This is a genomic window from Streptomyces sp. NPDC030296 (assembly GCF_055572815.1).
Genome location: NZ_JBVICQ010000009.1, coordinates 374,806 through 398,704, shown reverse-complemented (window position 1 = coordinate 398,704; position 23,899 = coordinate 374,806). Strand labels below are relative to the sequence as shown.

General features: G+C 70.0%; 18 protein-coding genes and 3 pseudogenes. 10 read left to right on the top strand and 11 right to left on the bottom strand.

What is annotated here, in order from left to right; all coding sequences use genetic code 11:
* The first annotated feature begins 29 nt into the window (after window positions 1-29).
* The 5 genes and pseudogenes from ACZ4Z3_RS27035 to ACZ4Z3_RS27015 all read left to right on the top strand — a co-directional run.
* The gene (locus ACZ4Z3_RS27035) at window positions 30-854 is read left to right on the top strand and encodes a hypothetical protein (RefSeq protein WP_468503434.1); all 825 of its coding nucleotides are present in this window, start codon (window positions 30-32) and stop codon (window positions 852-854) included.
* A gap of 824 nt (window positions 855-1,678) precedes the next feature.
* Window positions 1,679-2,566, top strand: a complete 888-nt coding sequence (locus tag ACZ4Z3_RS27030; RefSeq protein ID WP_468503433.1) for an SCO6745 family protein — start codon at window positions 1,679-1,681, stop codon at window positions 2,564-2,566.
* Window positions 2,567-2,679: 113 nt separating this feature from the next.
* Window positions 2,680-2,856: a hypothetical protein gene (locus ACZ4Z3_RS27025; protein ID WP_468503432.1), complete on the top strand. Its 177-nt coding sequence runs from the start codon at window positions 2,680-2,682 to the stop codon at window positions 2,854-2,856.
* A 94-nt stretch (window positions 2,857-2,950) separates the two neighbouring features.
* Window positions 2,951-3,091: a DUF6192 family protein gene (locus ACZ4Z3_RS27020; protein ID WP_468503431.1), complete on the top strand. Its 141-nt coding sequence runs from the start codon at window positions 2,951-2,953 to the stop codon at window positions 3,089-3,091.
* A 2-nt stretch (window positions 3,092-3,093) separates the two neighbouring features.
* Window positions 3,094-3,206: pseudogene (locus ACZ4Z3_RS27015) on the top strand (RacP protein); the annotation flags it as partial.
* Here the strand turns inward: ACZ4Z3_RS27015 and ACZ4Z3_RS27010 are convergent.
* Window positions 3,202-4,962 (bottom strand): S8 family peptidase, encoded by a 1,761-nt coding sequence (locus ACZ4Z3_RS27010; protein ID WP_468503493.1) that lies wholly within the window; start codon window positions 4,960-4,962, stop codon window positions 3,202-3,204. The pseudogene ACZ4Z3_RS27015 and the gene ACZ4Z3_RS27010 overlap by 5 nt on opposite strands.
* 668 nt (window positions 4,963-5,630) lie before the next feature.
* On the opposite strand from ACZ4Z3_RS27010, the gene ACZ4Z3_RS27005 reads away from it, so the two are divergent.
* A complete protein-coding gene (locus ACZ4Z3_RS27005) occupies window positions 5,631-6,167 on the top strand; it encodes a helix-turn-helix transcriptional regulator (protein ID WP_468503430.1) in 537 nt (178 codons plus the stop codon).
* Window positions 6,168-6,262: 95 nt separating this feature from the next.
* Here the strand turns inward: ACZ4Z3_RS27005 and ACZ4Z3_RS27000 are convergent, their stop codons facing one another.
* From ACZ4Z3_RS27000 to ACZ4Z3_RS26965, 8 genes are all read right to left on the bottom strand, one after another.
* Window positions 6,263-6,937 (bottom strand): lytic polysaccharide monooxygenase auxiliary activity family 9 protein, encoded by a 675-nt coding sequence (locus ACZ4Z3_RS27000; RefSeq protein ID WP_468503429.1) that lies wholly within the window; start codon window positions 6,935-6,937, stop codon window positions 6,263-6,265.
* A gap of 247 nt (window positions 6,938-7,184) precedes the next feature.
* Window positions 7,185-8,543 carry a patatin-like phospholipase family protein gene (locus ACZ4Z3_RS26995; RefSeq protein WP_468503428.1) on the bottom strand — a complete coding sequence of 453 codons (1,359 nt, stop codon included), beginning with the start codon at window positions 8,541-8,543 and terminating at the stop codon, window positions 7,185-7,187.
* A gap of 14 nt (window positions 8,544-8,557) precedes the next feature.
* Window positions 8,558-9,019 carry a hypothetical protein gene (locus ACZ4Z3_RS26990; protein WP_468503427.1) on the bottom strand — a complete coding sequence of 154 codons (462 nt, stop codon included), beginning with the start codon at window positions 9,017-9,019 and terminating at the stop codon, window positions 8,558-8,560.
* On the bottom strand, window positions 9,016-9,498 hold the full coding sequence (locus ACZ4Z3_RS26985) for a hypothetical protein (protein ID WP_468503426.1): 483 nt from the start codon (window positions 9,496-9,498) through the stop codon (window positions 9,016-9,018). Before ACZ4Z3_RS26985 ends, ACZ4Z3_RS26990 begins: the two co-directional genes overlap by 4 nt.
* Window positions 9,495-10,424: an acetoacetate decarboxylase family protein gene (locus tag ACZ4Z3_RS26980; RefSeq protein WP_468503425.1), complete on the bottom strand. Its 930-nt coding sequence runs from the start codon at window positions 10,422-10,424 to the stop codon at window positions 9,495-9,497. The genes ACZ4Z3_RS26985 and ACZ4Z3_RS26980 overlap by 4 nt, the downstream gene beginning before the upstream one ends.
* A complete protein-coding gene (locus ACZ4Z3_RS26975; RefSeq protein WP_468503424.1) occupies window positions 10,421-11,425 on the bottom strand; it encodes an esterase/lipase family protein in 1,005 nt (334 codons plus the stop codon). The genes ACZ4Z3_RS26980 and ACZ4Z3_RS26975 overlap by 4 nt, the downstream gene beginning before the upstream one ends.
* Window positions 11,426-11,438: 13 nt before the next feature.
* Window positions 11,439-13,355 carry a hypothetical protein gene (locus ACZ4Z3_RS26970; RefSeq protein ID WP_468503423.1) on the bottom strand — a complete coding sequence of 639 codons (1,917 nt, stop codon included), beginning with the start codon at window positions 13,353-13,355 and terminating at the stop codon, window positions 11,439-11,441.
* Window positions 13,352-15,940 (bottom strand): GMC oxidoreductase, encoded by a 2,589-nt coding sequence (locus tag ACZ4Z3_RS26965; protein WP_468503422.1) that lies wholly within the window; start codon window positions 15,938-15,940, stop codon window positions 13,352-13,354. Before ACZ4Z3_RS26965 ends, ACZ4Z3_RS26970 begins: the two co-directional genes overlap by 4 nt.
* Window positions 15,941-16,483: 543 nt before the next feature.
* On the opposite strand from ACZ4Z3_RS26965, the gene ACZ4Z3_RS26960 reads away from it, so the two are divergent.
* The 4 genes from ACZ4Z3_RS26960 (at window position 16,484) to ACZ4Z3_RS26945 (ending at window position 22,603) form a co-directional block, all read left to right on the top strand.
* Window positions 16,484-16,960 carry an AbfB domain-containing protein gene (locus ACZ4Z3_RS26960; RefSeq protein ID WP_468503421.1) on the top strand — a complete coding sequence of 159 codons (477 nt, stop codon included), beginning with the start codon at window positions 16,484-16,486 and terminating at the stop codon, window positions 16,958-16,960.
* Window positions 16,961-16,992: 32 nt separating this feature from the next.
* A complete protein-coding gene (locus ACZ4Z3_RS26955) occupies window positions 16,993-19,299 on the top strand; it encodes a beta-L-arabinofuranosidase domain-containing protein (protein ID WP_468503420.1) in 2,307 nt (768 codons plus the stop codon).
* Between the two features lie 154 nt (window positions 19,300-19,453).
* Window positions 19,454-20,869 (top strand): non-reducing end alpha-L-arabinofuranosidase family hydrolase, encoded by a 1,416-nt coding sequence (locus ACZ4Z3_RS26950; RefSeq protein WP_468503419.1) that lies wholly within the window; start codon window positions 19,454-19,456, stop codon window positions 20,867-20,869.
* Window positions 20,870-20,956: 87 nt separating this feature from the next.
* Window positions 20,957-22,603 (top strand): glycoside hydrolase family 27 protein, encoded by a 1,647-nt coding sequence (locus ACZ4Z3_RS26945; protein ID WP_468503418.1) that lies wholly within the window; start codon window positions 20,957-20,959, stop codon window positions 22,601-22,603.
* 424 nt (window positions 22,604-23,027) lie between these two features.
* On the opposite strand, the pseudogene ACZ4Z3_RS26940 reads toward ACZ4Z3_RS26945, so the two are convergent.
* Window positions 23,028-23,234: pseudogene (locus tag ACZ4Z3_RS26940) on the bottom strand (leucine zipper domain-containing protein); the annotation flags it as partial.
* A 60-nt stretch (window positions 23,235-23,294) separates the two neighbouring features.
* Window positions 23,295-23,619: pseudogene (locus ACZ4Z3_RS26935) on the bottom strand (VOC family protein); the annotation flags it as partial.
* Between the last annotated feature and the right edge of the window lie 280 nt (window positions 23,620-23,899).

The window sequence follows — 23,899 nt, the reverse complement described above, 5'->3', positions numbered from 1 at the left end:
GCTGGACGAAGAGCAGGGAGACGGCAGGGATGACCATCCGACTGCCGATACGCCTGACCGCGCGGGAGACGTTCGTGCCCCTGGCCGTGCCCGCCGCCTTCTGGCTGGCAGCCGTCGCAGGCGCGAGCGTCGGCGCACGGTACGGGATCGGCCCGGACGGCCTGTCCGAGAGCGTGGCGCATCTGATACGGCGGCTGGGCCGACACGGTCCGGTCACACTCGGCTCGGCCGCCCTGGCCTCCGGAGCGGTCGCCGCTCTGGCTGCCTGGGCCGGGGCCCCTCTGGTCCGTTCGGTCTGGTTCGCGCGCCGGGTGCCACTCGCGGGACCGGCGCTGACCCGTCGGCGCCGCCGTGCCTGGCACACGGCGGACCGTGCGGCCGCCGCGGCCCACGACAGGGGCGACTCCGAGGCGACGGCCCGTTTTGCGGGGCGGCGCAACGCCATCTGCCCGGCCGAGCCGGAAAGGCCCACCTGGATGGCAGACCGCGTCGCCGCCCTGGAGAGCCGGGTGCGGTCCGAGCACGGTCTCGACCTGGCTGTGACGCTCCCTCATGTGTGGCTTGCTCTCCCCGCCGACGCCCGTTGTGATCTGCGTTCACTGTGTGCGTCCTGGCACCGGTCCTTCCTGCTCGGCGCCTGGGCGGCATGGTTCGTTGCGACCGGCGCCCTGTGGTGGCCGGCCGGGGTGGCGGGCGCGGTGCTGTGGCTGGTGGCTGTTGGTCTCGGCCGACGCGCCACTGACACCTTCTGCGCCTACCTGGAGGCGGCCGTCGACCTTCATCTCCCCGCCCTCGCACCGGCTGGGACGAGCCCCGGACCGTATCTCACCGCGCTCGCCCGCAAAGGCATCTGACCGGTCGCCGACGTGCAGCACAGCCGACCTGGGGCGTGCCGCGGCCGCCACCGAGACCAAACAGGAGATCAACGCCTTCCTCGCGGAGGCGCTGCACGGCGGCCCGGTGTTCAGAACCGGCACGCCCAGTCGTACGACATCCTCGTCCCGGCGAGCGCCGGGCTGTGTCCGGAGTGGCGGGAGAGCGCCCTCTCCCGGGAACGGCGTTCCTCGGACGTGAGGCGGTCGTCGGCGTGCCTCGGCCCGACGCCATCGACCCGAGCGGGACGCGCCGTTACTGGTGGGTGGCGGTGGACAGCCCCGGCATCCTTGGCGACCCCGCTGCGGTGTTCCAGCTCGCCGTGGCCGGTCGGCGTCGGCAGGCGGAGCGGGACGCCGCCGAGACCGTGGGCAGCGCGACAGGCACGCCGCCCGCATGGAACGGGTCGGTCGCGTGTGGTCCTCCCCCTGGCGCGCGGCCGGCGCCCCACTACTGCGAGAGACCGATGCCTGCCCTCCTGATCCCCAGCAGAGGGGTCCTGATGACCGCAGCCGACGTTGCCGTCTCCCTTCCCACCTGGAGGTGGAGCACCGACGACGGGGCCCTCGGAGCTGCGCGCGCGGCGATGATTCCGCTCAACTAGGCGCCCCCGAAAGCCGCCGGCCGGCCTTGTACAACGGACCCGGCGCGTCGCCGGGCACCGGCCAACGGGGTGCAGGCAGTAGTCACTGGAGCCACCCTCCGATAACATACCGACCAGATGGTACGGCTGGGCGTTTCCCACGTACCCTCGTGTGCTCGGTGAACCGCAACGTTTCATCCGCCACAGGACAGAGAGTCCCTCATGACGCAGAACACGGACCGCGACAGCCTGGCCTTCGCACGCCAGACCTGGAGAACTCTCGAGCCTTACCACGGGGCTGTCTACTTCTCGCCCGAAGCCGCATGCCAGTACACCGAGTTGGGCGTGGACGCCAGGACGGGGTACTTCGCGTCCCGCTCCGCCGCGCTCGGCGCCGCTCCGGCGGATCTGGTCATCGCCACGTTCTACAACTTCAATCCCCAACTGGTACGCCGAGCCATACCCGCAGCCTGGGAAGCCGCCACGCCGCAGCGGTTCGCAGCCGCCCGGCTCACCGGGATCGACACCACGCTCCGCCGCGTCCTCGGCACGGACGTCGCCTCACCGGCCATGGCCCGCGCGGCGGAATTGGCCCGCACCGCGGCTGAAGTGACCGTGCGTCATCCACAAGGCCGCCCCCTCTTCGCCGCGCACGCCGCACTGCCGTGGCCGAGCGCACCCCACCTCGTGCTCTGGCACGCGCAGACCCTGCTGCGGGAGTTCCGTGGCGACGGTCATGTGGCGGCACTATTGACTGCCGGACTGAGCGGGCTCGAGGCTCTCGTCACGCACGCCGCCACAGGCGACATCGACGCAAGGGTGCTGCGCGACTCGCGGGCATGGACGCCGGAGCAGTGGGAACAGGCCGTGCGGGACCTGCGTGAGCGCGGATGGCTCGACGACGGCCCCCACCTGGCCTTGACCGAGGACGGCATGCGGCGCAGGGCGGAGATGGAGCACACCACCGACAGGCTGGCCGCCCTCCCTTACCTCACGATCGGTCCTGCCGCCTGCGCCGAACTCCGTTCGCTGGTGCGGCCGTTCAGCCTTGCGCTGGCCAAGGATCTCATGCCGTGGGCAGTCGACCGCCTCAGCGAAGAGAGCACCTGAGAGAAGCCCCACCCTGTACGTCAACATGGAGGCTCTCCCAGGCGGCTTACCGTGAGGCTCGCGACGAGCGGACCGCACTGGCGCTTCACACGGCCGAGGTCGAGACACTGCTCTTGGCCTGCTACGCGCGCGATCACAATCCCGCGCTGATGACGGCCGCCACGCACGTCCTCGGCATCTTCGACGTCGCGCGAGCCACCCGCCTCCCCGCCGACGTCACCGAGGCGCTTGACGCCGTCGGCGTCGCGCTCCGCGAGGCAATGCTCGACCCAAGCCTCAACGGCGGCTGACCCCTGGTTGCAGGTGTAGGCGGGAAGGGCCCAAGGAGGTCGCCCCATGTCCCAAGGCCCTGGCCGGTTCGGCAACCGGCCAGGGCCTTGGGACATGGGGCGAAGCGCGGACTTGATCCGCGCCCCGGAGAACGTCGCCCGTTGCCGGGCTACGCTCGACTGGGTCGAGACGGCCGCGGACACGGGCAACGTCGATGTGGACGACGAACTGGCGCATCTGCAGAAGGACGAGTAGGCATGCCCCGCGCCTCACGGGGCGGCGCGACGCAGCCGGACGTCACGCGGACACCGTCCGATTCGTACTGTTCGAGGCCAGACCCGTCGGCCTTGAGTTCCGGCAGCTGTTTAGAAAGACAGGTTCCAGGCGTCGATCTTGCCTGTGTCGGAGGCGGCGTTGTCGTTGACGCGCAGCTTCCAGGTGCCGTTCGCGACCTCCGAGGAGGCGTTCACGGTGTAGGTCTGGGCGATGTTGTCGGCGCTGCCGCCGGCGTGGTTGTGCAGCGTGTAGACGGTGCCGTCCGGTGCCACCAGGTCGACTTTCAGGTCACCGACGTAGGTGTGCTTGATGTCCACTCCCACCTTGAGGGTGGCAGGTGCGTTGCCAGTCACACCGGTCACGGCGATCGGGCTCTCCACGGTCGCGTTGTCGTTGATGGCGAAGTCCGCGAGATTCTCGAAGTACTTACCGGGCGGCGGGGTGACCCCGACAGCCTTGAGGGCGTCGACCTGTCCTTCGCCGAAGAACGCGTTGTTGGCCGTCGTGCCCGTGCAGCGGCTGTCCGAGGGGCAGGCGATGTCGTTGGCCTGGGTGGCCAGCTTGGCGCGGATCTGCGCCGGGGTGATGCCCGGGTTGGCGCTGGCGATGAGCGCCGCCACGCCGGCCACGTGCGGGCTGGCCATCGAGGTGCCGCTCTTGCTGCCGTAGCCGCCGCCGGGGACGGTGGAGTAGACGTTGCTGCCCGGCGCCGCGACGTCGATGACGCCCTGACCGTAGTTGGAGAACGAGGCCTTGGTGACGCCAGTGCCGTTGGCCGCGACCGTGACCACGCCCGGCAGCTCGGTCGGGATGTCGAGGCAGGCGTTGGTGATGGTGCGGGTGACCGGCGTCGAGTCGTTCGGGCTCGCGGAGTCGGTCGTCTTGTGGGCGAGGTCGTAGTTCTCGTTGCCCGCGGCGGCGATCTGGAGGGAGCCCTTGCCCTCGGCGTACTCCTGGGCGCGCTTGACGCCCTCGATGATGGCGGCCTGGTCGATGTTGTCCGGGCAGTTGAACTGCCACGGGTCCGTGTAATAGCTGTTGTTGGTGACCTTGAAGCCGTGGTCACCCGCCCAGACGAAGCCGCAGATGGTGTTCTCGGCGAAGAAGAAGGAGTTGCCCGGCTCGGCGACCCGGACCGCGGCGATCTTCACCCCGGGTGCCACGCCGACGACGCCCTTGCCGTTCTTGGCCGCGGCGACGGTGCCCGCTACGTGAGTGCCGTGCGTGTCGACGTCCCGCCACGCGCCGGCACGGGTGTCGGGCTTGCCGTAGGCGCAGGAGACCGAGCCGGCCGCGTCGAAGTTGGGCGCCAGGTCCTGGTGCTGGTCGTCCACACCGGTGTCCAGGATGCCGACCGTGACGGAGGCGGAGCCCGGGTTCACGGCCCAGGCCTGGTCGGCCTTGATCTGGCTCATGTCGGCCCGGACCGGTTCTCCGGCCGGGGTCGAGGACTGGGACGGATCGGCAGGGAGTGCCGGGTTGTAGGCGTCGGCCGGGACGTCCGAGGTACGCGTGGCGCCGACCTGCTGCACGCCGGCGACGCCGCGCATGGTGGCGGCGAATCCGCTGGACGCCGAGTGGGCGACGATCACGCCGATTGCGTCGAAGTTCGAGAAGACGGTGCCGCCGTTGGCCGTGATCGCCGAGCGGACCGCCGAACTGTCACCGGGGGCGGTGATCACGAGGTAGGCACGCGTCCCGGCCACCCAGGTCGCACTGCGGGATGCCGGCGTGGCGGCAGGAGCTTGGGCCTTGGCGGCCGGCGCCGCGGAGGGGACGACGGGGAGCGCGCCCGCGAGGGCTCCCGGGGCGCCGAACGCGAGGGCGGCACCGATCGTGGCCGTCAGCACCAGCATGCGTCTGGGGCGGCTGGATATGTGGGGTATCAATGCGTCCTCCGGAAACGGCCCGGCCGTGCTGAGGGCACCGGCCGGGCCGTACGAAACGAGTGGTGGATGCAAGATGTCAGGTACATGCCCCTGTACGGAAGTACCTTTCCGTGCAGGGACGCCAGAGAGGCATGGCTGAAAACAGACGCACTACGGGCATCGAGGGTCGGGATCCACCGAGAGCGCGGCGACGTCGACCGCGCCCTGGCGGACGCCGCCGGCCTGGTGCCGGCCGTGCTGCCCGCACCAGAGCGCCGGACCCGCGCGGCGACCGACACCGCCCACGCCCTGGTGGCCGTCGGCGACCTACCACCCCCTCGTGCAGGTCGAAGCGCCGAGCACATGACCGGCGTTCCCGGACCTGGGGTGCAGCGTTTCGGGCGCCATCGCGCCGTACCCTCTGAACTGCTGAAACGGACTTTCGTTCAAGCCCTTGGTGGAGGAGGAGCCGGTGAGCTGCTACGCGGTGCGGCGGCTCGAGGAGAGCGAGGCGCGGCTGGGCCGAGCAGGTGCCCGCACCGCCGTACGCTCCGGTGTCCCCGCGGAGGAAGTGACCGACCCCCAAGCTGTCGATCCTGCGGGCGCTGCAGGGACCGGCGACCCAGCAGGAGATCGGGGCGGCGCTGTTCGTGTCCATCAACACGGTCAAGACGCACGACAAGAGCCTGTACCGCAAGCTCGGTGTCGCCTCCCGGCACGACGCCGTCACAGCCGCACGTGTGCTCGGCTTGATCCGACCCCACACCGGGTGCTCGTCCGGGGCGGGTGGTGCGCTGCCGTCCGTGCGGCGTGTTCCCTGTGCAGATGGCCTCTTCTGTCGTCGAGAACGTCGACCAGGCGTCGGTGCGCGCCCCGCTGACCCTGCCCTGGGACACCGGCCACGATGTACTGGCATTCGCGGAGACCACCCGAGGGGCCGACGTGTCACCAGGGCTACCGGTGTTGAGCTCAGCGAGTTCGGTGGCGAGCTTCCGGGGCATCCCCGTGCGGCCGAAGCCCGGCGAGCAGCCGGGGTTGGTTCTCCGGGGACACCGGTGACCGGCGGACCAGGCGCGCGCTGCGCCCCGGTCGAAGTCCTGGCGGAGCCTCGGCAGTTGAGCCCGACCATCCAAGATCTCCGACAGAGTCAAGTCAGGTACGCGGGATGCCCCGTCGGGGCAGGGTGACCAAATGGGGCCCCTGCCCCGACGGGGCTCGGTCGGCCGGGCGGCGGGGTACCGGCACCCGGCAGAAGCCCGTGCCGTGCGCGGTGCCTTACGGCTCAGCCGAAGTTCACATCGCTGCACCACATGTAGGCCTGGTCGAGGTGCGAGGCCTGCCAGATCACGAACAGGATGTGGTGTCCGGTGTAGCCGGAGGTCTGGACGGGGAACGTGATGTTCTGTGCCGGGGCGAAGCGGCCGGTCTGCGTGATGAAGTCGAGGTTGCTCCAGCCCAGAGTCTGGGTCTTGGGGTTGAAGCCCTGCTTGCTCACGTAGACCTTGAAGTAGTCGGCACCGTGGGACGCCTGGTCGTACAGGTGGACCGAGAAATTGTTGCCGACGGTGGTGGTCTTCCACGCACCGGGCTTGTTCAGGCTGGCGTTCCTCGAGAGGTTGTTGCTGCAGAGTGTCCCGTCGGGGGTCCGTGCCTGGAACTGGCCTCCGAGGCCGTCGCGAAGCGCGCTCATCCAGTTCCACATGGTGTCGGCGTTGGCCTGGAAGGCCTGCCAGCACATGGGGTCCTGGGTCTGCATGGCCGGGTTCGTGTGGTTGTTGCCCCACGTCTTCCAGCACTGGTACGCGCGGGTGGCAGGGCCGACGACGGTGCCGTGAGCCTGGGCGGGGGTCGACCAGGCGAGTGCGCCGACGACCACGGCGAACAGCATGACGAGCGCCTGGAGAGGCCGGCGGAGGTACGCCTGCGAACGCCCGGTCAACGGGCTCTTTTTGCGCATGTGGGGGGACTCCTTCCAGTTGCGACGCTGTGATGGGAGCGCTCCCACAGTTAGCTCTTCTGAGTGAGATGTCAATGAAGCGGACGGAGTTCATTACAGGGGTGGGGGGGGCGAGCAGCTCCCGACCGACGGTGGATTCCCCTTCCCGGTCCGGCTGCGGCCCGAAGCCGAATGGCAGAGGTGTACGAACCTGGCCGGGCTGAGGGTGTTCTGCCGAGCGGATGAGCAAGCGGGCGCAGGACAGCTGTCAGGGGCGTTGAGCGGGCCTGCCCGGCGCGGACGTCACCGTGCTGCGGAGTGGGGTGCCGACCAGTTCGGTGATGATGCCGACGCGGTCGCGGATGCCGTGTGTGCCGAAGGAGGCCACGGAGGCCAGTGCCTGTGCCGCGTCGCGCAGGCCCAGTTCGAGTGCGACGTCCTCGCCGTCGGCGATCTCGAAGGGCACGGGTCGGGTCTGGGACCACAGGGCCGGCACCAGCGCGTCGGCCGGTGCGCGGCGGGCCCGGACCACGTGCCACCGACCCGCCAGGTGCACCCGGGCCGTGTAGGTGAGCGCGCTGCCGTCCGCCTCCACGCGACCGTCGGCGAGCAGCACCCGGCCGCCCCACGGATCGTGGTCGATGTGTCCGACCAGCCGGGCTCCGGGTGACGGGGCGTCGTCGTCGGGCAGCGGCAGGTCGACGGCGACCTCCAGCACGAGGTCGGCGCCGTCGCGTTCGCCGTGCAGGCGCTCCCGGTACCGCACTCCGCGCGGGGGAACCCGCATCGCCGTACAGCCGGAGTCCTTCGGCACGCCCCGCGGGTCGGCACCGTCGAGGTAGTGCCAGGCGTCGCGGTAGCCCATCTCCATCAGGGTGTCGGCGGTGATGTGCCCTGCGAGGAACTCGGGGTCCAGGGGCAGCGGATACTCCGGTTTGACCACGTGCAGGGTGAACGGCCGGGACGCGGTGGCCAGTTCGGCGAACAGCGCCCCGTTCGCGGACATCTCGATCATGTGGACGTACTGTTCCAGCGGTCCGTCGCCCCAGTACGGCGTGTTTCCGATGCACCAGGCCAGCCAGACCTCGTCGGCGCCGCGGCGCAGGGCCTCCCCCACATTGGCGTCCTGGACCCATACGGCGTCGGTCCAGATGTGCCCGTCGCGGTGCAGAGGTGGCATGAACAGCGGCAGCGACATGCCCGCGGCCAGCAGCTCCGCGTCGACCTCGGTGTGCGGCACGGCGACACAGGTCTTGGTGGCGAAGTCGACCAGGTTGAAGGTGCCGGGCAGCGGCGAGGAGCGGATGGCCTCCGGATCGATGCCGAGAGCGGGGAAGACGCGGTGGATCACCCCGTCCGCGTCGCCGAGGGCGGGCAGGGCCCAGGGCCCGCGCAGGTAGTCCGACAGCGGCAGCGGCGAGTTGACGTCACGGACCCGCAGGTCGGACCAGCGCCAGCCCATCTCCGCCGGGTCCTGGCCGGACAGCAGCATGCCCGTGGTGAGGATGCCGCCGGAGGTGCCGTCGACGTGGTCGAACTCCGTGCCGTACTCGTCGAGTGCCCGGACCACGCCGGTCTGCCAGGCCACCCGAATTCCGCCGCCCGCCAGGACCAGCGACCGTCTCATCGTCGATCACCGCCTCACCGGATCTCGGGCCCTGCCCTACCGGCGTCCACGGCGACGGGGGGCTCGGCCGGGCGGGGCGGCCGGCGCCACAGCAGCCAGCACAGCCCCGCCGTGGCCAGGTCGAACAGCGCGACGAGCAGTGCCAGGCCGGTGAACAGGTCCCGCGCCACCCCTGCCGTCACCAGGGCGAACGCGCCGAACTTCTGCAGCCCCACCCACAGCAGCGGGAAGGACGGCGCCCCGGGGGACAGCAACTGCTGGGCGAGCAGCCCACCGATGACGATCATGAACATTCCGACGGTCGCGAAGAGATGCCGGTTCAGGGACGACGAGCGGGCCGAGCCGGTGGAGAGCAGCTCCAGCACGAGACCGGGGGCCACCATCTGGCACGCCCCGGTCACCACCGTGACCGCGGCGATGGCCAGCAGGACCAGCCGGAGCGGGTCACCCGTCACCCGGGCCGGAAGCAGGGTCATGAAAGGGCACCCCACAGATCACCCCTGGCCGCGATGTACCAGACGATCGCCGCCCAGGTCACCGTGGCACCGACGAACCGGATGTCGTTGAGCCGCATCCACCGCACCAGCAGCGGGGTGAGCCCGGCCTGGCCGTCGAACTGGCCGCCCCGGATCCGCTTGTTGACCGGGATGATGATCCCCTGTCCGACCCAGGTGAGCAGCGTGATACCGACCAGGCAGACGGCCGCCAGCACGACGTACCAGCTGCCCCACTCGCTCCACACCAGCACGATGCCGGAGATGAACATCAGCGGTACGACGACCGTGAAGAACCGGGTGGCCAGCGTCGTGGGCACGCCGAAGTGCACGTCGACGTTCTCCGGGGTCAGCGCACGCCAGGTGGGATACAGGAAGAGACGCAGCACCCACATGGTGCCCATGTACATCGTCGCGCCGAAGAGGAAGTACAGCGCGTTCACCAGCAGCAAGGTGTTCATGGCCGGGCCTCCACGTCGATCCGCGGTGGTGCGGGCCACTCCTCCGACAGGCCCAGATCGACGATGCTATGGAGTGGTTCGCCGAACGTCCGCCCGGCCTCCTCACTCGTGAGGAACCAGCATTCGAAGTGGTCGTCGAGGACGCCCCGGGTCGACGGCAGGAAGGCGGTGAACAGTGGCTGCTCGGCGATCTGGAGGCCGAGCAGTGCGGCGACCGCGGGGGCGTCGCCGAGGACGAGACGGGCACGGGCCCGCCTCCCCAGGGCGATGTCGGCGGCGCCCTCGAAGTAGATGGACGATTTCATCAGCATGCCTCGGAAAGCGCAGTAGTTGACCGCGGCCACCCGCAGCGGTAGCCGCGTCTCGGGCGGGCGTTCGATCTCGATCAGCATGCCCAGCCGGCCGTCGTCCTCGTACTGGCTCGAGACGGCCCGGTCGCCCACCTTGAAGTCGAGGCTGGCCCTGTGTTTCGGCATGCCCCAGATGCCCTTGCCGCCCTTGACCGAGATCTCGCTGCTCACCGGAAGGTCCACGACGTACTGGCCGGTGCCGAACCTGCCGCGCAGCAGCCCGGGCAGTAGCGGCGGCGCGGGCCGGGGGCCGTGGGTGCAGGCGATGGCCACGGAGAACTCGATGTAGCGACCGATGTCGGTGCGGGCGTAGTCGACGACGGTGACGACGAGCAGACCGCGGCCGCCGGGGATCGCGAGCGGGTGCAGTTCACCGCCGGGCAGCAGCCGGGCGGCCGCCGCGCGGTCGACGGGGAACGCGGCCATCAGCGCGGGCGTGTCGGTGGAATTCACCGGCAGCACGAACGGGATGCCGTCGACGAGAGCGTGCCGTCCGGCAAGTCGTCGCTGCCGACGCGGGACCGGTGACCGTGTCGCAGACATGACCATCCGGGCCAGGCCCAGTGCGGGATTCATCGCGCCAGCTCCTCCAGGATCAGCGGATAGGTGTCGGCCGCCGCGCGGCGGCCCAGGAAGACGTCCAGGTGGCCGTATCCGGGCAGGATGTGCATGTTGTCGCGGCCTGGGCGGTGGCGGTGCAGGAAGTCGAAGGTGCGGCGCTGACTCTCGGCGAGGAAGCAGCGGTTGTCCTCGCCGGCGAACAGCGCGAAGCGGGCGTCGGTCTGCGGTGCCCGGTCGGTGAAGGACAGCGGCAGGCCCTCGACCTCGCCGGTGGCCACGAGATGGCCGGCCCGCACACAGGCGTCCATCTGCGCGAAGAAGGTCATGGGGACCTCGGCGAACTCGCCGCGAATCCAGTCGTGGGTGGGCTCGTCGAGGTTCGTGTGGGACCACAGGGCCGGCCGACCGGAGCCATAAGTGAAGCTGACCATGCGGCAGACGCCGTTGCGGCACTCCCGGTGAGTGGCGCGGACGAAGCCGGCGACGCAGTGGGCCGCGAAGCCCTCGGGCCGGTCGCCCCAGGCCGGGGAGATGTGCGGCAGGACGCGGCCGACGACCGGTGCCACCTTGCTGATCTTGAACCGGGACACGGCGGGCACGACGGGATGCAGCGAGACGGCGTTGCTGACCACGGTGTCCACCTGGGGCAGCAGCCCGGCCGCGGCGGCCATCACGAACGACGTCGAGCCCTGGCAGTGGACGACGGCCTTGAGCCGGTCCGCGCCGGTGGCGGCGAGGACATGCTCGACGGCGGCCGGATGGTCGTAGGCGGCGGCCTGGTCGAGGGTCCAGGGCATCGGGTCCAGGTCGATGGAGGCCCGCCAGTTGAGCAGCCACACGTCCCAGCCGGCGTCGATGAGGGCGTCGACGAAGGTCCTGGGCAGCGGCGGCCGGAAGAGTTCGGCCCGTACGCCCGCGCCGTGCACGACCAGCACCGGACCACGGGTCGGCGGATGCCGGCCCTGCACATGGACGACGGTCAGCGGCCGGCCGTCGCGGGCGGTGAGGGGCCGCACCTCGGTGATGTGGTCACGGCGGGTCGTGGGGCGCGTGCGCGTGCGCCGGACGGAGCCGGTCCGGGACCGGGGGCCAGGACTCCCGTGGCCTCGCGGATTCGGTTCGGGGCGTGCGGTCATGGCGTTTCGCCTCCCGGGCGATCACGACGGGGTCCTCGACCAGCCGTACGGTGAGGGGCTCGGCGGGCACCACACGTTTGCGGCCGCCCGGCGCGTCGGTCAGGTTCCACCGATGGCAGATCCCGTCGAGCACCAGGGCGTGCAGGGTGAGGTCGCCGTTCGGCTCGATGTGCAGACGCAGGAAGCCCTTGTGGTCCTCGACGGCCTGTCCGGACATCTGCCACTCGGCGACGGGTCCGCCGCGTGCCGACAGCACCCACAGGGCGAAGGCCTGCGAGCCGGCCACCGCGCCGAGCACCGCGGCGACCGCGAGGCAGACCAGCAGCACCCCCCAGCCGGGCCAGTCGGCGGGAAACGGCAGCGCGACGGTGACGGCGAGGGCCCCCAGCGCCACCACGGCCTGAAGGAGTACCGCGTCGGCGGCCCGGGGTCTGGCCGGGCGTGGGCGCCAGGTCCGGCGCAGGAGACCCCACAGCACCACGAGGACCCCGCCGGTCACCGCGGTGAACAGGCCCAGGTCCGCGGCGCTCCCTTGCCGTACCGCGTCGACGGGCTGCAACCTTTCCTGCGCCACCGCGAACAGGAAGCCGAGAACCACGAAGGCGGCGGTGTGCAGGGCCGCGGTGAGCCGGCAGAAGCCGGGGTTGCGCCGGGGCAGCCAGTACGGGGACCACGGCGTCGCGATCCGGCGGGCGAGCCGGCGGGAGTCCGCCACCCGCGGGTAGGTGCTCTCGTCGGCGCGCGTGAAGGTCACCGGGGGGTCGTCCTTCTCCCGCAGCCGGGTCCCCGAGGGCGGCAGCGACAGGTCGCGGGGCAGGGTGTGGGTCGACGCCAGGAAGGCGCCGCCTAGACCACACGTCACCATCTGCCGACGCCGGGGGTCGGGCGGCGGGTGGGCGCACTCGGGCCGATCCGTGGGCAGGCGCTCGGCGTAGCGGGCGTAGTGGTGCTTGTCGCCCGTCAGCCACAGCCGGATCGAGGCGCCGGTGGGCACCTGCTCGCCCGTGCGCCGGTCGGTGCGGGTACGGACCACGGTGCGGTCGAACCAGTGCAGGGTGTCGAAGGCGTCGGCGTCGTCGGCAGACTTGACCCAGGTGGGTTCGGCGCAGCAGACGATCACCCCGTCGCCCGGTTGCAGTCGGGCCGACAGATGGTTCTGGAAGTAGCGCATCTGCGGGTCGTCCAGATACGCGCCTAGCTGGCTGTCGAGGCCGACCAGCCACCACTTGCACGGCAGCCGTACGGCGAAGTAGCTGCGGGTCTGCCGGGTCTGCCAGCCACCGACGGGCTGTTGGAGGGCGAAGGTCCGCAGGAACGCGGTGAGGCCGTCGTACCAGTCGTGGTTGCCCGGCAGGGCCAGCATCAGCGGCGGGACGCCGTCGGTGGACGGCAGGGCGGAGGCGTAGGGGCCGGTCATGCCGTCGCGGTAGCCCGCCGCCGAGGCCACCGGGTAGACCTCGTCCCCGCCGAGCACGAGCAGTGAGCCGCGCGGCAGCCGCTCGCGGTGGACGGTGAGATCGCCGGCGGCCAGAGCCCAGGCCACCGACGCGGTGGCCTCGAAGCCGTCACCGAGGTCGGCGACGTAGTCGATCCACAGCTCGCGCGCATCGAGGTCCCCGAGCGGGGCCCGCAGGGGCGCGGCCCTGAGGGTGCCCTGGATCTCCCGCTTGTCAGCGTATGCGGCGAACACGTCTGCCAGTACGACCTTGACGCCGGTCCGCACAAGGCAGGCCGGGTCCAGCCAGCGCACCGGCTCGCACGGGGTGAAGTCGAGCTCCTTGGCGTGCGCGCGCAGCTGCTTGAGGTTCATGGCCTGTCTTTCGCAGGTACGGCGCGCGCCAGGCGCCGGCCGTAGACGGCCCACAGTTCGCCCAGGAACAGCTTGCCGAAGAGCTCCATCGCCCGTGCCGGATGCGGGCCGGTGGTACGGAAGGTGGTCAGCTGCTGGACGAAGTCACTGAGCCGGATGATGACGATCCCGGCACCGAGAGCGGGCCCGGTGGTGTCGTGTTCGGGGTGGGTGTGCCCGGCGAGCAGGCGGACGTAGAGGGTTGAGGTGTCGGGCCAGACGTCGGCGCCGGGGTCGTCGTGGACGTCCTTGTGTCCGGTGAGGGTGAGCGGGGTCCCCTCCTGGGTGCGCAGGTGGAGCAGGTACCGCATGCGCCGTCGGCTCGCCTCGCCGTCCTGGACGAAGAGGTTGAACCAGCCGCGCTCCACTTCCAGTCGCCCTCCGAGGAGGTCGCAGTCGACGTGGCCGACGGCGTCCGCGTCGTGGGTCGGCTCGGCGACGAAGCGGTCGACGTCCGCGGCGGTGATGGTGAGCCGGAAGCTCAGCCGCTGCCCGAGCGAGCGTCCGAGCGCGTGCCCCTGCTCGGGGGCGTCGACATCGAGGGCGATGTGCCCCTTCATCTCCTCGGTGAAGCTGAGGCTGGTGGGTGGCTCGGTGGGCGAGGCGGCGTTCGCGGGCGAGGCGGCTCCGGTGGGCGAGGCTGCTTTCGCGGGCGAGGCGTGGGCGCCCGGCGTTGCGGGGCCCGGCGTCGCACGGCCCGGCGTCGCGGCTTCGGTCGGAGTGCGCGGCGTCGCACGGCCCGCCGTCGCGGCTTCGGTCGGAGTGCGTGGCGCGGACCCCTCGGCCGCCGGTCCCTCGGGTGCCGTCCGTGCCGCCGACGCCCTGGCGGCCGCGTGCGGCGCCGATTCCCCGTCCAGGATCTGGTCGCAGGCCCGGTCCGCGACGGCGGCGATCGTCAGGGAGGGGTTCGCGCCCACCGCGCCCGGCAGCAGCGCGCCGTCCAGCACGTGCAGGCCCGGGAAACCGAAGACCTCGCCGATGTCGTCGCACACGCCCTCCCCCGGATGGCGGCCCATGGGGGAACCGCCGAGCGGGTGCACGGTGATCACGCGGTTGCCCCACCACCACAGCGGGTTGTCGAGGAAGTCGCCGCCCAGCGCGCCCGCGATGTCCCGCATGGTCGAACGGACCCGCTCGAAGTACGCGCGTGAGGTGCGCGTCGTCCAGTCGACGTCGAGCTGGCCGCGGCGCAGCCGCATCCGGCCGTCCGGCACATCGCGCCCCATGCCCAGCAGGGGCAGGGAGGTCGCGGAGAGCATGGCGGGCCCGAGCAGCAACGCCAGCTGCCCGCCGACGCGCCCGGCCGGATCCACACCGAGGCGGGTCAGCAGCCGGTGCAGCCCGAATCGGAGGAGGCGGCGGGTGCCGCCCGGCAGCTGGGCGGACTCGGCGAGCCACGCGACGAAGTCGGGGTATCCGGCGTCCTCGACGTAGAAGCCGCGCCCCGCCGAACCGTCCTCGTCCAGTGCGTCGCCGCCGCGCACGGCACTCGTGATGACCGGTCCTCTGCTGCCGTCCAGCCGCAGGGGCCGGCCCCCGTCGGCCGTGGCGCGCAGCATCATGGCGAGCAGGTCGCCGTTGCCGCTGAACCGGGTGCCCAGGGCACTGCTGAGGCCGGGCAGCGCGGCTCGGTTGCGCAGCAGCAGATAGGTCGAGCCGAAGCTGCCGGCCGCCAGCACCAGTCGGCGGCAACGGACGCGGTGCAGGGGCAGCCGGTCGGTGGCGGTGCGACGGCCTTCGCGGGCAGGATCGTGGACGACGTACGAGACGTCGTAGCCACCGCCGGGACGGGGTGCGAAGCCCCGCACCTCGCATCGGGTGCGCACGTCGGCGCCGTGGTGCCGGGCCGCCGACAGGTACGTGTGGTCCAGGGTGTTCTTCGCGCCGTAGTTGCAGCCGATGTCGCACTCACCGCACAGCCGGCAGGTGCTGCGGGGCAAGCCGTGCAGATTGCCGTAGTCGGGATCGGTGATCTGCGCGCCCGGCACGGGCGGCGCACCGGGCCGGGGCGCGAAGGAGACGGCGAGGGGCGGCCGGAACACGGGCAGGTCGAGCCGACGGGCCGCCTGGTGCAGGGCGACTGTCTTCGGGGTGTCCTGGTACGGGTACGGCGTGGCGCCGAGCATGCGCTCCACCCGGTCGTAGTGCGGGTCGAGGTCGGCGCGGCCGATCGGCCAGTTCTCGTAACCGCCGCCGGGCAGCGGCGACTCGTGCACGAACCACCGTTCGTCCTTGCGCAGCAGGACGTTGGCGTAGATGAGGGATCCGCCGCCCAGGCCACTGGAGACGACGCCTTCCAGGCCGCGGAAGGACCAGAGGTCGAACATGCCGTGCAGGCCGTTGCTCGGGTCCCAGAAGTTGCGGGCCATGTCGGCGGGGCTGCGGGGGAAGCCGCCCGGTGGGTATGGCTTGCCCCTTTCCAGCACCATGACCGACTGACCGGCCTCGGCGAGACGGTACGCGGTGACCGCCCCGCCGAAGCCCGAGCCGACGACCACGGTCTCCACGTGGGCTGTGTCCTGGCTGTCGTACGGTGCGTCGGCCATGGGTACTCCCTGCCCTGGCCCCCCACAGCTTGCTCAAGCCTCTTAAACATGCTCACACCGGGAGCAGAAGCCAGCAAGCGGGAAATTCTTCCGTATCTCTTTCAACTTCGCGTATTCGCGTATTACTTACCATTTCCGACGCCGGTCAGAATCCGGTCGGCGGTGACGGCGGTGGATCGTCGGCCTGGCCGACGACACCGACCGACAGCGAGCGCAGCCGGTCACCGTCGATACGCTCGCAGTCGACCTCATGTCTTCAGCTCACGATCGTGACCTGACGCCTCGACACAAGAAGTGTCGCCTCCCACCTCGGACGAGCGTCATCCAAGCCTTGCACCGGGCCCAACTCGGCGCGGTCCGACGGGGCCACTGCGGCGGCTATATCACCCTTGATCCCCAAACAGACTTGCCATGTCTGACGAAACCAAAGGCGTACCCGTCAGAAACATTGACGTCACGACGCCCCAAATCTATCTTCTGCTCGAACTACCGCACATTGTTCGCAATTTCGAACGATGTGGACCGGCCGGCCCGGAGGAAGAGTTGAAGTCACCCGTAAGAACACTGCTCGCCCTGCCGGGCACCGCCGCCGCGGCCGCCCCGCCAACCGGGCAGTCCACGCGGTACACGATGACCGCGTTCACCAACTCCAGCGAGTCGAGCATGTACGCGTACGACTCGCCGGACGCCACCGGCTTCACCGGCCCCTACACCTTCCGCAAGACCGGCAACTGGGTCGAGGGCCCGGCCCTGGTCCCGCTCCACAACGGCGGCCGGCGCGTTCACTACGACGGCTACAGCGCCGGGAAGTACTGGTACAGCGACAGCTGCGACAACTTCGCCGCCTGGACACCCCCGACCGAACTGCCCGGCCTCACCGGCTTCGCGCGCCAGTCGCCGCGTTCGGTCAACTACCCCGGCCGCCACCTCCGCCACTACGACTACGCGCCGCGTGTGGACCTCTACCGGGGCACCGACACGTTCCGCGCCGACAGTTCCTTCGCAGTGGTCACCCCCTGAGCTGACCGCTTCTGCTCTCCGAAAGGTTCGAGATGTCTTCCTCCCTCAGCAGACGGCGCCTCCTGCAAGCGGCCGGGGCCACCGTGGCCGCCTCCGCCACCGGTTCCCTCCTCGGCGCGTCCCCCGCCCACGCGGCGGTCCCTCCCGCGAGGGCCGACATCGGGGTCTCGGCGCACCCCTTCGCGCTCGACCAGGTCCGGCTCACCGCGAGCCGGTGGCTGGACAACCAGGACCGTACGCGGAACTACCTGCGGTTCGTCGATGTGGACCGGCTGCTGTACAACTTCCGCGCCAACCACAAGCTGTCCACCAACGGTGCGGCCGCCACCGGCGGTTGGGACGCGCCGAACTTCCCCTTCCGCACCCACGTGCAGGGTCACTTCCTCACGGCGTGGGCGCAGTTGTACGCCGTGACCGGTGACACCGTCTGCCGGGACAAGGCCACGTACATGGTCGCGGAATTGGCCAAGTGCCAGGCCAACAACAGTGCCGCCGGTTTCAACGCCGGGTACCTGTCCGGCTATCCCGAGTCCGACTTCACCGCTCTCGAGCAGCGGACCCTGACCAACGGCAACGTGCCGTACTACACCATCCACAAGACCCTCGCCGGCCTGCTGGACGTATGGCGTCACATCGGCAGCACGCAGGCCCGTGACGTGCTGCTCGCCCTGGCGGGGTGGGTCGACCTGCGCACCGGCCGGCTGACCGCCCAGCAGATGCAGGCCATGCTCCAGACCGAGTTCGGCGGTATGAACACCGTGCTGACCGACCTCTACCAACAGACCAATGACACGCGGTGGCTCACGGTTGCCCGGCGGTTCGACCACGCCGCGGTGTTCGATCCCCTGGCGGCCAACCAGGACAAGCTGAGCGGACTGCACGCCAACACCCAGGTGCCGAAGTGGATCGGGGCGGCGAGGGAGTACAAGGCCACCGGCACCACCCGCTACCGGGACATCGCCACCAACGCCTGGAACATCACCGTCAACGCGCACACCTATGCCATCGGCGGCAACAGCCAGGCGGAGCACTTCCGCGCCCCGAACGCCATCGCCGGCTTCCTGAACAACGACACGTGCGAAAGCTGCAACACCTTCAACATGCTCACCCTCACTCGTGAGTTGTTCGCGCTGGACCCGAACCGGGCGGCGCTGTTCGACTACTACGAGCGGGCGTGGCTGAACCAGATGATCGGCCAGCAGAACCCGGCCGACAACCACGGTCACGTCACCTACTTCACCCCGCTCAAGCCGGGAGGCCGACGTGGTGTGGGGCCGGCGTGGGGCGGCGGCACATGGAGCACCGACTACGGCACCTTCTGGTGCTGCCAGGGCACGGGCCTGGAAATGCACACCCGGCTGATGGACTCCATCTACTTCCGCAGCGACAACACGCTCATCGTCAACTTGTTCGTGCCCTCGGTGCTGAACTGGACGGAGCGCGGGATCACGGTCACCCAGACCACGTCGTACCCGACAAGTGACACCACGACCTTGCAGGTCACCGGCAGTGTCGGCGGGACCTGGGGGATGCGCATCCGCATCCCGAGCTGGACCACGGGGGCCACCATCAGCGTCAACGGCACGGCGCAGAACATCGCGACCACGCCCGGCAGCTACGCCACCCTGACCCGCTCCTGGACCTCCGGCGACACGGTGACCGTCCGCCTGCCCATGCGGATCGTCATGCGAGCGTCCAACGACAACCCGAACGTCTCCGCCATCACCTACGGACCTGTCGTCCTGTCCGGCAACTACGGCGACACCGCACTCAGTGCGCTGCCGACCCTGAACACGTCGTCGATCACACGGACCAGCAGCACCTCGCTCGCCTTCACCGCCACGGCCAACGGCTCCACCGTCAACCTCGGCCCGTTCCATGACGCGCATGGTCACAACTACACGGTGTACTGGAACACCACCGGTACCGTCCGTCTGGTCAACGTGGCCAGTGGTCTGCTGCTGGGCATCCAGAACATGTCCACGGCCGACGGCGGTCGCGCTCTGCAGTGGTCGGACAACGGCACCGCCGACCACGACTGGTACATGATCACCGACGGGAACGCGGTCCGCTTCCGCAACGCCCACAGCGGCAAGGTGCTCGGCGTCCTGAACATGTCCACGGCGGACGGCGCGACGGTGCTGCAGTGGTCGGACAACGGCACCGCCGACCACCAGTGGACGCTGCTCGACCAGGGAGACGGGACCTACAAGATCCGCAACGTCAACAGCGGCAAGCTGCTCGCCATCGCGAACAACTCCACCGCTGTCGGCGCGTTCGCAATCCAGGACGCGGACGACGGCACCGCCGACAACCGGTGGCGGATCGTGCGGAACTGAGTCCTCCGCGGAACCAGGTCTCCCTCGCTCCCCACCCTCCACTGATCGCCCGACCATCGTTCGGCATACCGAACATCCCCTGGTCGCAGCGCCCCCGTCCGGGCAGCCCGTCAGCGGGCTGCCCGGATCCGCTCCCCCGAAGAATGAGGTCCCCGTGCTCAGACGTACGTTCACTCGCAAGCACCTGTCCGTGGGGCTCGCGGCCCTGGTCGCCTCGGCGGCGACGATCGTCGCGAACCCGAGCCCGGCCCAGGCGGCCAGCACCGGCGCCCTGCGCGGCGTCGGCTCCAACCGTTGTCTCGATGTGCCGGGCGCCAACCAGGCCGAAGGCACGAATGTGCAGATCTGGGACTGCCACGGCGGGACCAACCAGCAGTGGACGCTGACGGACAACAACCAGCTCACCGTCTACGGCAACAAGTGCCTGGACGTCCCTGGCCACGCCACCACGGCCGGGACCCGGCCGGTGATCTGGTCCTGCAACGGCGGTACGAACCAGCAGTGGCGGGTGAACCCCGACGGCACGGTCGTCGCCGTGGAGTCCGGGCTGTGCCTGGACGTCAGCGGCGGCGCCACGGCCAACGGCACGGCGGTGCAGCTGTGGAACTGCAACGGCGGCAACAACCAGAAGTGGACCGGCCTGTCCGGCACGCCCAACTCGTGCTCGCTTCCGTCGACGTACCGCTGGACCTCGACAGGTCCGCTGGCGCAGCCGGCGAACGGGTGGTACTCGCTGAAGGACTTCACCACCGTGACGTACCAGGGCAAGCACCTGGTCTACGCGACGAACGCCACGGCAGACGGATGGCGCTCGATGATGTTCAATCCCTTCACGAACTGGTCCGACATGGCCTCGGCCGGCCAGACCCAGATGAACCAGCTCGCGGTGGCGCCCAGACTGTTCTACTTCGCGCCGAAGAACATCTGGGTGCTGATCTCGAACGGGTGGGGCACCAACTGGAAATTCACTTACCGCACGTCCAGCGACCCCACCAACCCCAACGGCTGGTCCGCGCCGCAGGAGCTGTTCAACGGCAACCTCCCCGTAGGCGGCCCGATCGACCCGACCATCATCGGCGACGACCAGAACATGTACCTGTTCTTCGCCAATGACGCGGGCAGCATCTTCAAGTCGACCATGCCGATCGGGAACTTCCCGAGCAGTTTCGGCACGTCGTACACGACGGTCATGAGCGACACGGAGGACAAGCTGTTCGAGGCGGTGGAGGTCTACAAGGTCCAGGGCCAGAACCAGTACCTCATGATCGTCGAGGCGAAGGGTACGAACGGGGCGCGCTACTTCCGCTCGTTCACCGCCTCCAGCCTGAACGGTCCGTGGACCGTGCAGGCCGGCAGCGAGAGCAGCCCCTTCGCGGGCAAGGCCAACAGCGGTGCCACCTGGACCACCGACATCAGCCACGGTGACCTGATCCGCAACAACCCTGACCAGACCATGACCATCGACCCCTGCAACCTGCAGTTCCTCTACCAGGGCAGGGACCCCAACGCGAACGTCCCCGACTACCTGCAACTGCCGTACCGGCCGGGCCTGCTCACCCTGCAGCGCTGACCGGGCGCGCGTCATCCCGAGCTCGCGACCATGCCCCAACGCCCGCACAGCGGCTTCCGCTGTGCGGGCCAGGAAGGATCCCCCCTCATGGCCCCCTTGCAGACGCGACTGCTACGTCTCCTCACAGCTACCGCGCTGACGCTCACCGCCTGCGTCACCGCCTCCGCCGGCTCGGTCGCCGAGGCCGCGCCGGGCAGCCCCGCGCTCACCCCACCCCTCGGCTGGAACAGCTGGAACAGCTTCGGATGCGGGATCACCGAGGCACAGGTCCGCCAGGCCGCCGACGCGATGGTGTCCTCCGGTATGAAGGACGCCGGCTACCAGTACGTCGTCGTCGACGACTGCTGGTTCGACCCGCAGCGTGACAGCGCGGGCAACCTCCGGGCCAACCCGACCAAGTTCCCCAGCGGCATGAAGGCGCTGGGCGACTACATCCACAGCAAGGGCCTGAAGTTCGGCATCTACCAGGCACCCAACGAGAAGACGTGCGCCCAGGGCGTGGGCACCTACCCGGGCTCCACCGGCAGCAAGGGGCACGAGGCACAGGACGCCGCCTCGTTCGCATCCTGGGGCGTGGACTACCTCAAGTACGACTGGTGCTCCGGCAGCGGCACACTCGCCGAGCAGGTCGCACAGTTCACGACCATGCGCGACGCCCTGCGCGCAACCGGCCGCCCGATCGTCTACAGCATCAACTCCAACAGCTTCCACGCCCCCACCGGCGCCTCCTACGACTGGGGCCAGGTCGCCGACCTGTGGCGGACGACCGAGGACCTGCTCGACATCTGGCAGAACAACAACACCAACAGCTACCCGATGGGCGTCGGGAACGTCCTGGACATCACCGCGCCGCTGGCCGCGCAGTCGGGCCCGGGACACTGGAACGACCCCGACATGCTGGTTGTCGGGCGTCCCGGTCTGTCGCTGACCGAGGCCCGGTCCCACTTCGCCCTGTGGTCGCTGCTCTCGGCTCCCCTCATGGCCGGCAACGACATCCGCACGATGTCCGCCGACGTGAGCGCGATCCTCCGCAACCCCCGCCTCCTCGCGGTGAACCAGGACTCGCTGGGCGCGGGCGGGCGCCGGGTGCGCGACGACGGCGCCACCGAGGTCTTCGCCAAGCGCCTGTCCGACGGCTCGGTCGCCGTGGGCCTGTTCAACCGGGGCGACAGCACCGCCACGATCACCACCAACGCCGCACAAGTCGGCCTCAGTGGTGGGTCGTTCACCCTCACCGACCTGTGGACCGGCGGCACGTCCAGCACGTCGGGTCAGATTTCCGCGAGCGTTCCGGCGCACGGTGTCGCCGTGTACAAGATGAGCGGCGGCAGCCCGCTGGCCTCCACCACGGCACGTCTGCGCGGTACCGGATCCGGCCGCTGTCTGGATGTGGAGGGCGGCAGCACCGCGGCCGGGACGGCGACGCTGATCTGGGACTGCCACACCGCCGCCAACCAGCTGTGGACCACCTGGGCCGGGGGTGAGATCCGCGTCTTCGGCGACAAGTGCCTGGACGCCAACAACCAGGGCACCACCAACGGCACACCGGTCATCATCTGGCCCTGCAACGGCCAGAACAACCAGAAGTGGACCACGCAGGCCGACGGCTCGATCCGCAACGTCAACGCCGGGCTGTGCCTCGACGTCAACGGGGCCGCCACCGCGAACGGGACCCGGCTGATCCTGTGGACCTGCAACGGCCAGAACAACCAGAAGTGGACGTCTCTGGCGTAACCAGCCTGCTGGTGCGCGGGGAGACCTCCGGCGGGAAGGGGGCAGTCCCACCGCAGCGTGCCGCGCTGCGGGGGCTGCCCTCCTCCACCGGAACGTGGCGTCAGCGGGGGTGGCCGAGTTGGGTGAGGGCCACGACGCTGGAGACGGGGCTGCCGCCAGTGGAGGAGTAAACAAAGCAGCCCTGGCCGCGGTACCGGTCGGCGACCGCCTTGGACGTGATGACGGCGCCGAGGGGCCTGCCCGTTGCCCGTGGTCTTGGCGACGCAGACGACGTCGGGGACGACCCGCTGCCGCAAGAACCGCAACGGCACCAGCGTTACGCTCACCAACAACACGGCCTCCGGCGACGCGGTGAGCAAGGCCTCCGGCCTGGAGTCCGCTACCAGGGGCTGGCGTCCGAGATCAACCTCGCCTACACCCCCGAGGTGCGGTGCGGTGTCGTGCGGGGACGGCTGGACCGGTCGTGCGGCCCTTGCTCGCCCTCGGTCCGCCAGCGACGCATCCACTTGTGAGCGGTGACCCGGGAGATGCCCATCTCGGCGGCAACATGGGCGACAGGGCGCCCGGTGCGGACACGCTCGACGAGCAACCGCCTGCCGTGAACGGTCAGCCGGGCATTAAGGTGGGACACGAAGACCTCCGTGCGGTGCAGTCCTAGACAGCTCCACCACACCGGAGGTCTTCGCCATGATCAAGCCCAGCAACCGTTAACAACGCTCGTGATCAATGCACCTAGGCCGTGTCCGGTCGACGACCCGCAGCCAGCGGATCCGTGCCTCCAGATGACACCCTTGTTGCGGCAGAGGCAGGAAGGGGTGGCCGACGGGGTCGGCGTAGACGCGGAAGCCGTAGCCGTCGGGGCCGGTGCAGTCCCGCTGCAAGGTCGCGCCAAGGGCCAGAACGCGGCGTTGTTCGGCCTCGATGTCGTCGACTTCGAAGCCGAGGTGGAACTGCTTGGGGTGCTCGCTGTCGGGCCACTGCGGGGCGCGGTAGTCCTCCACCTGGATGAAGGCTTTCTGCCGGTCGCTGATACCAACTGCTGCACGTACGACTCCTGCGGCCCGTTTCACACTGTCGTGGCCTGGCCGTCACCGCCACCCCTTACCGCCGTGCGCCGGTGCCGTCCTGCACTGACGTGGCGCCCGCCGATGTTCCTCAAGGTGTCGATACTGAGCCGGACTGCGCGGCCAGTTCCGCGACCGCCCCTCTGGAGTTGTATGCGGCGGCAAAAGGGGCCTGCCAAACAATCTTCCGGCTGTGAGCGTGAGTGAGATTGCTGCACGTCGAACAGTCCGG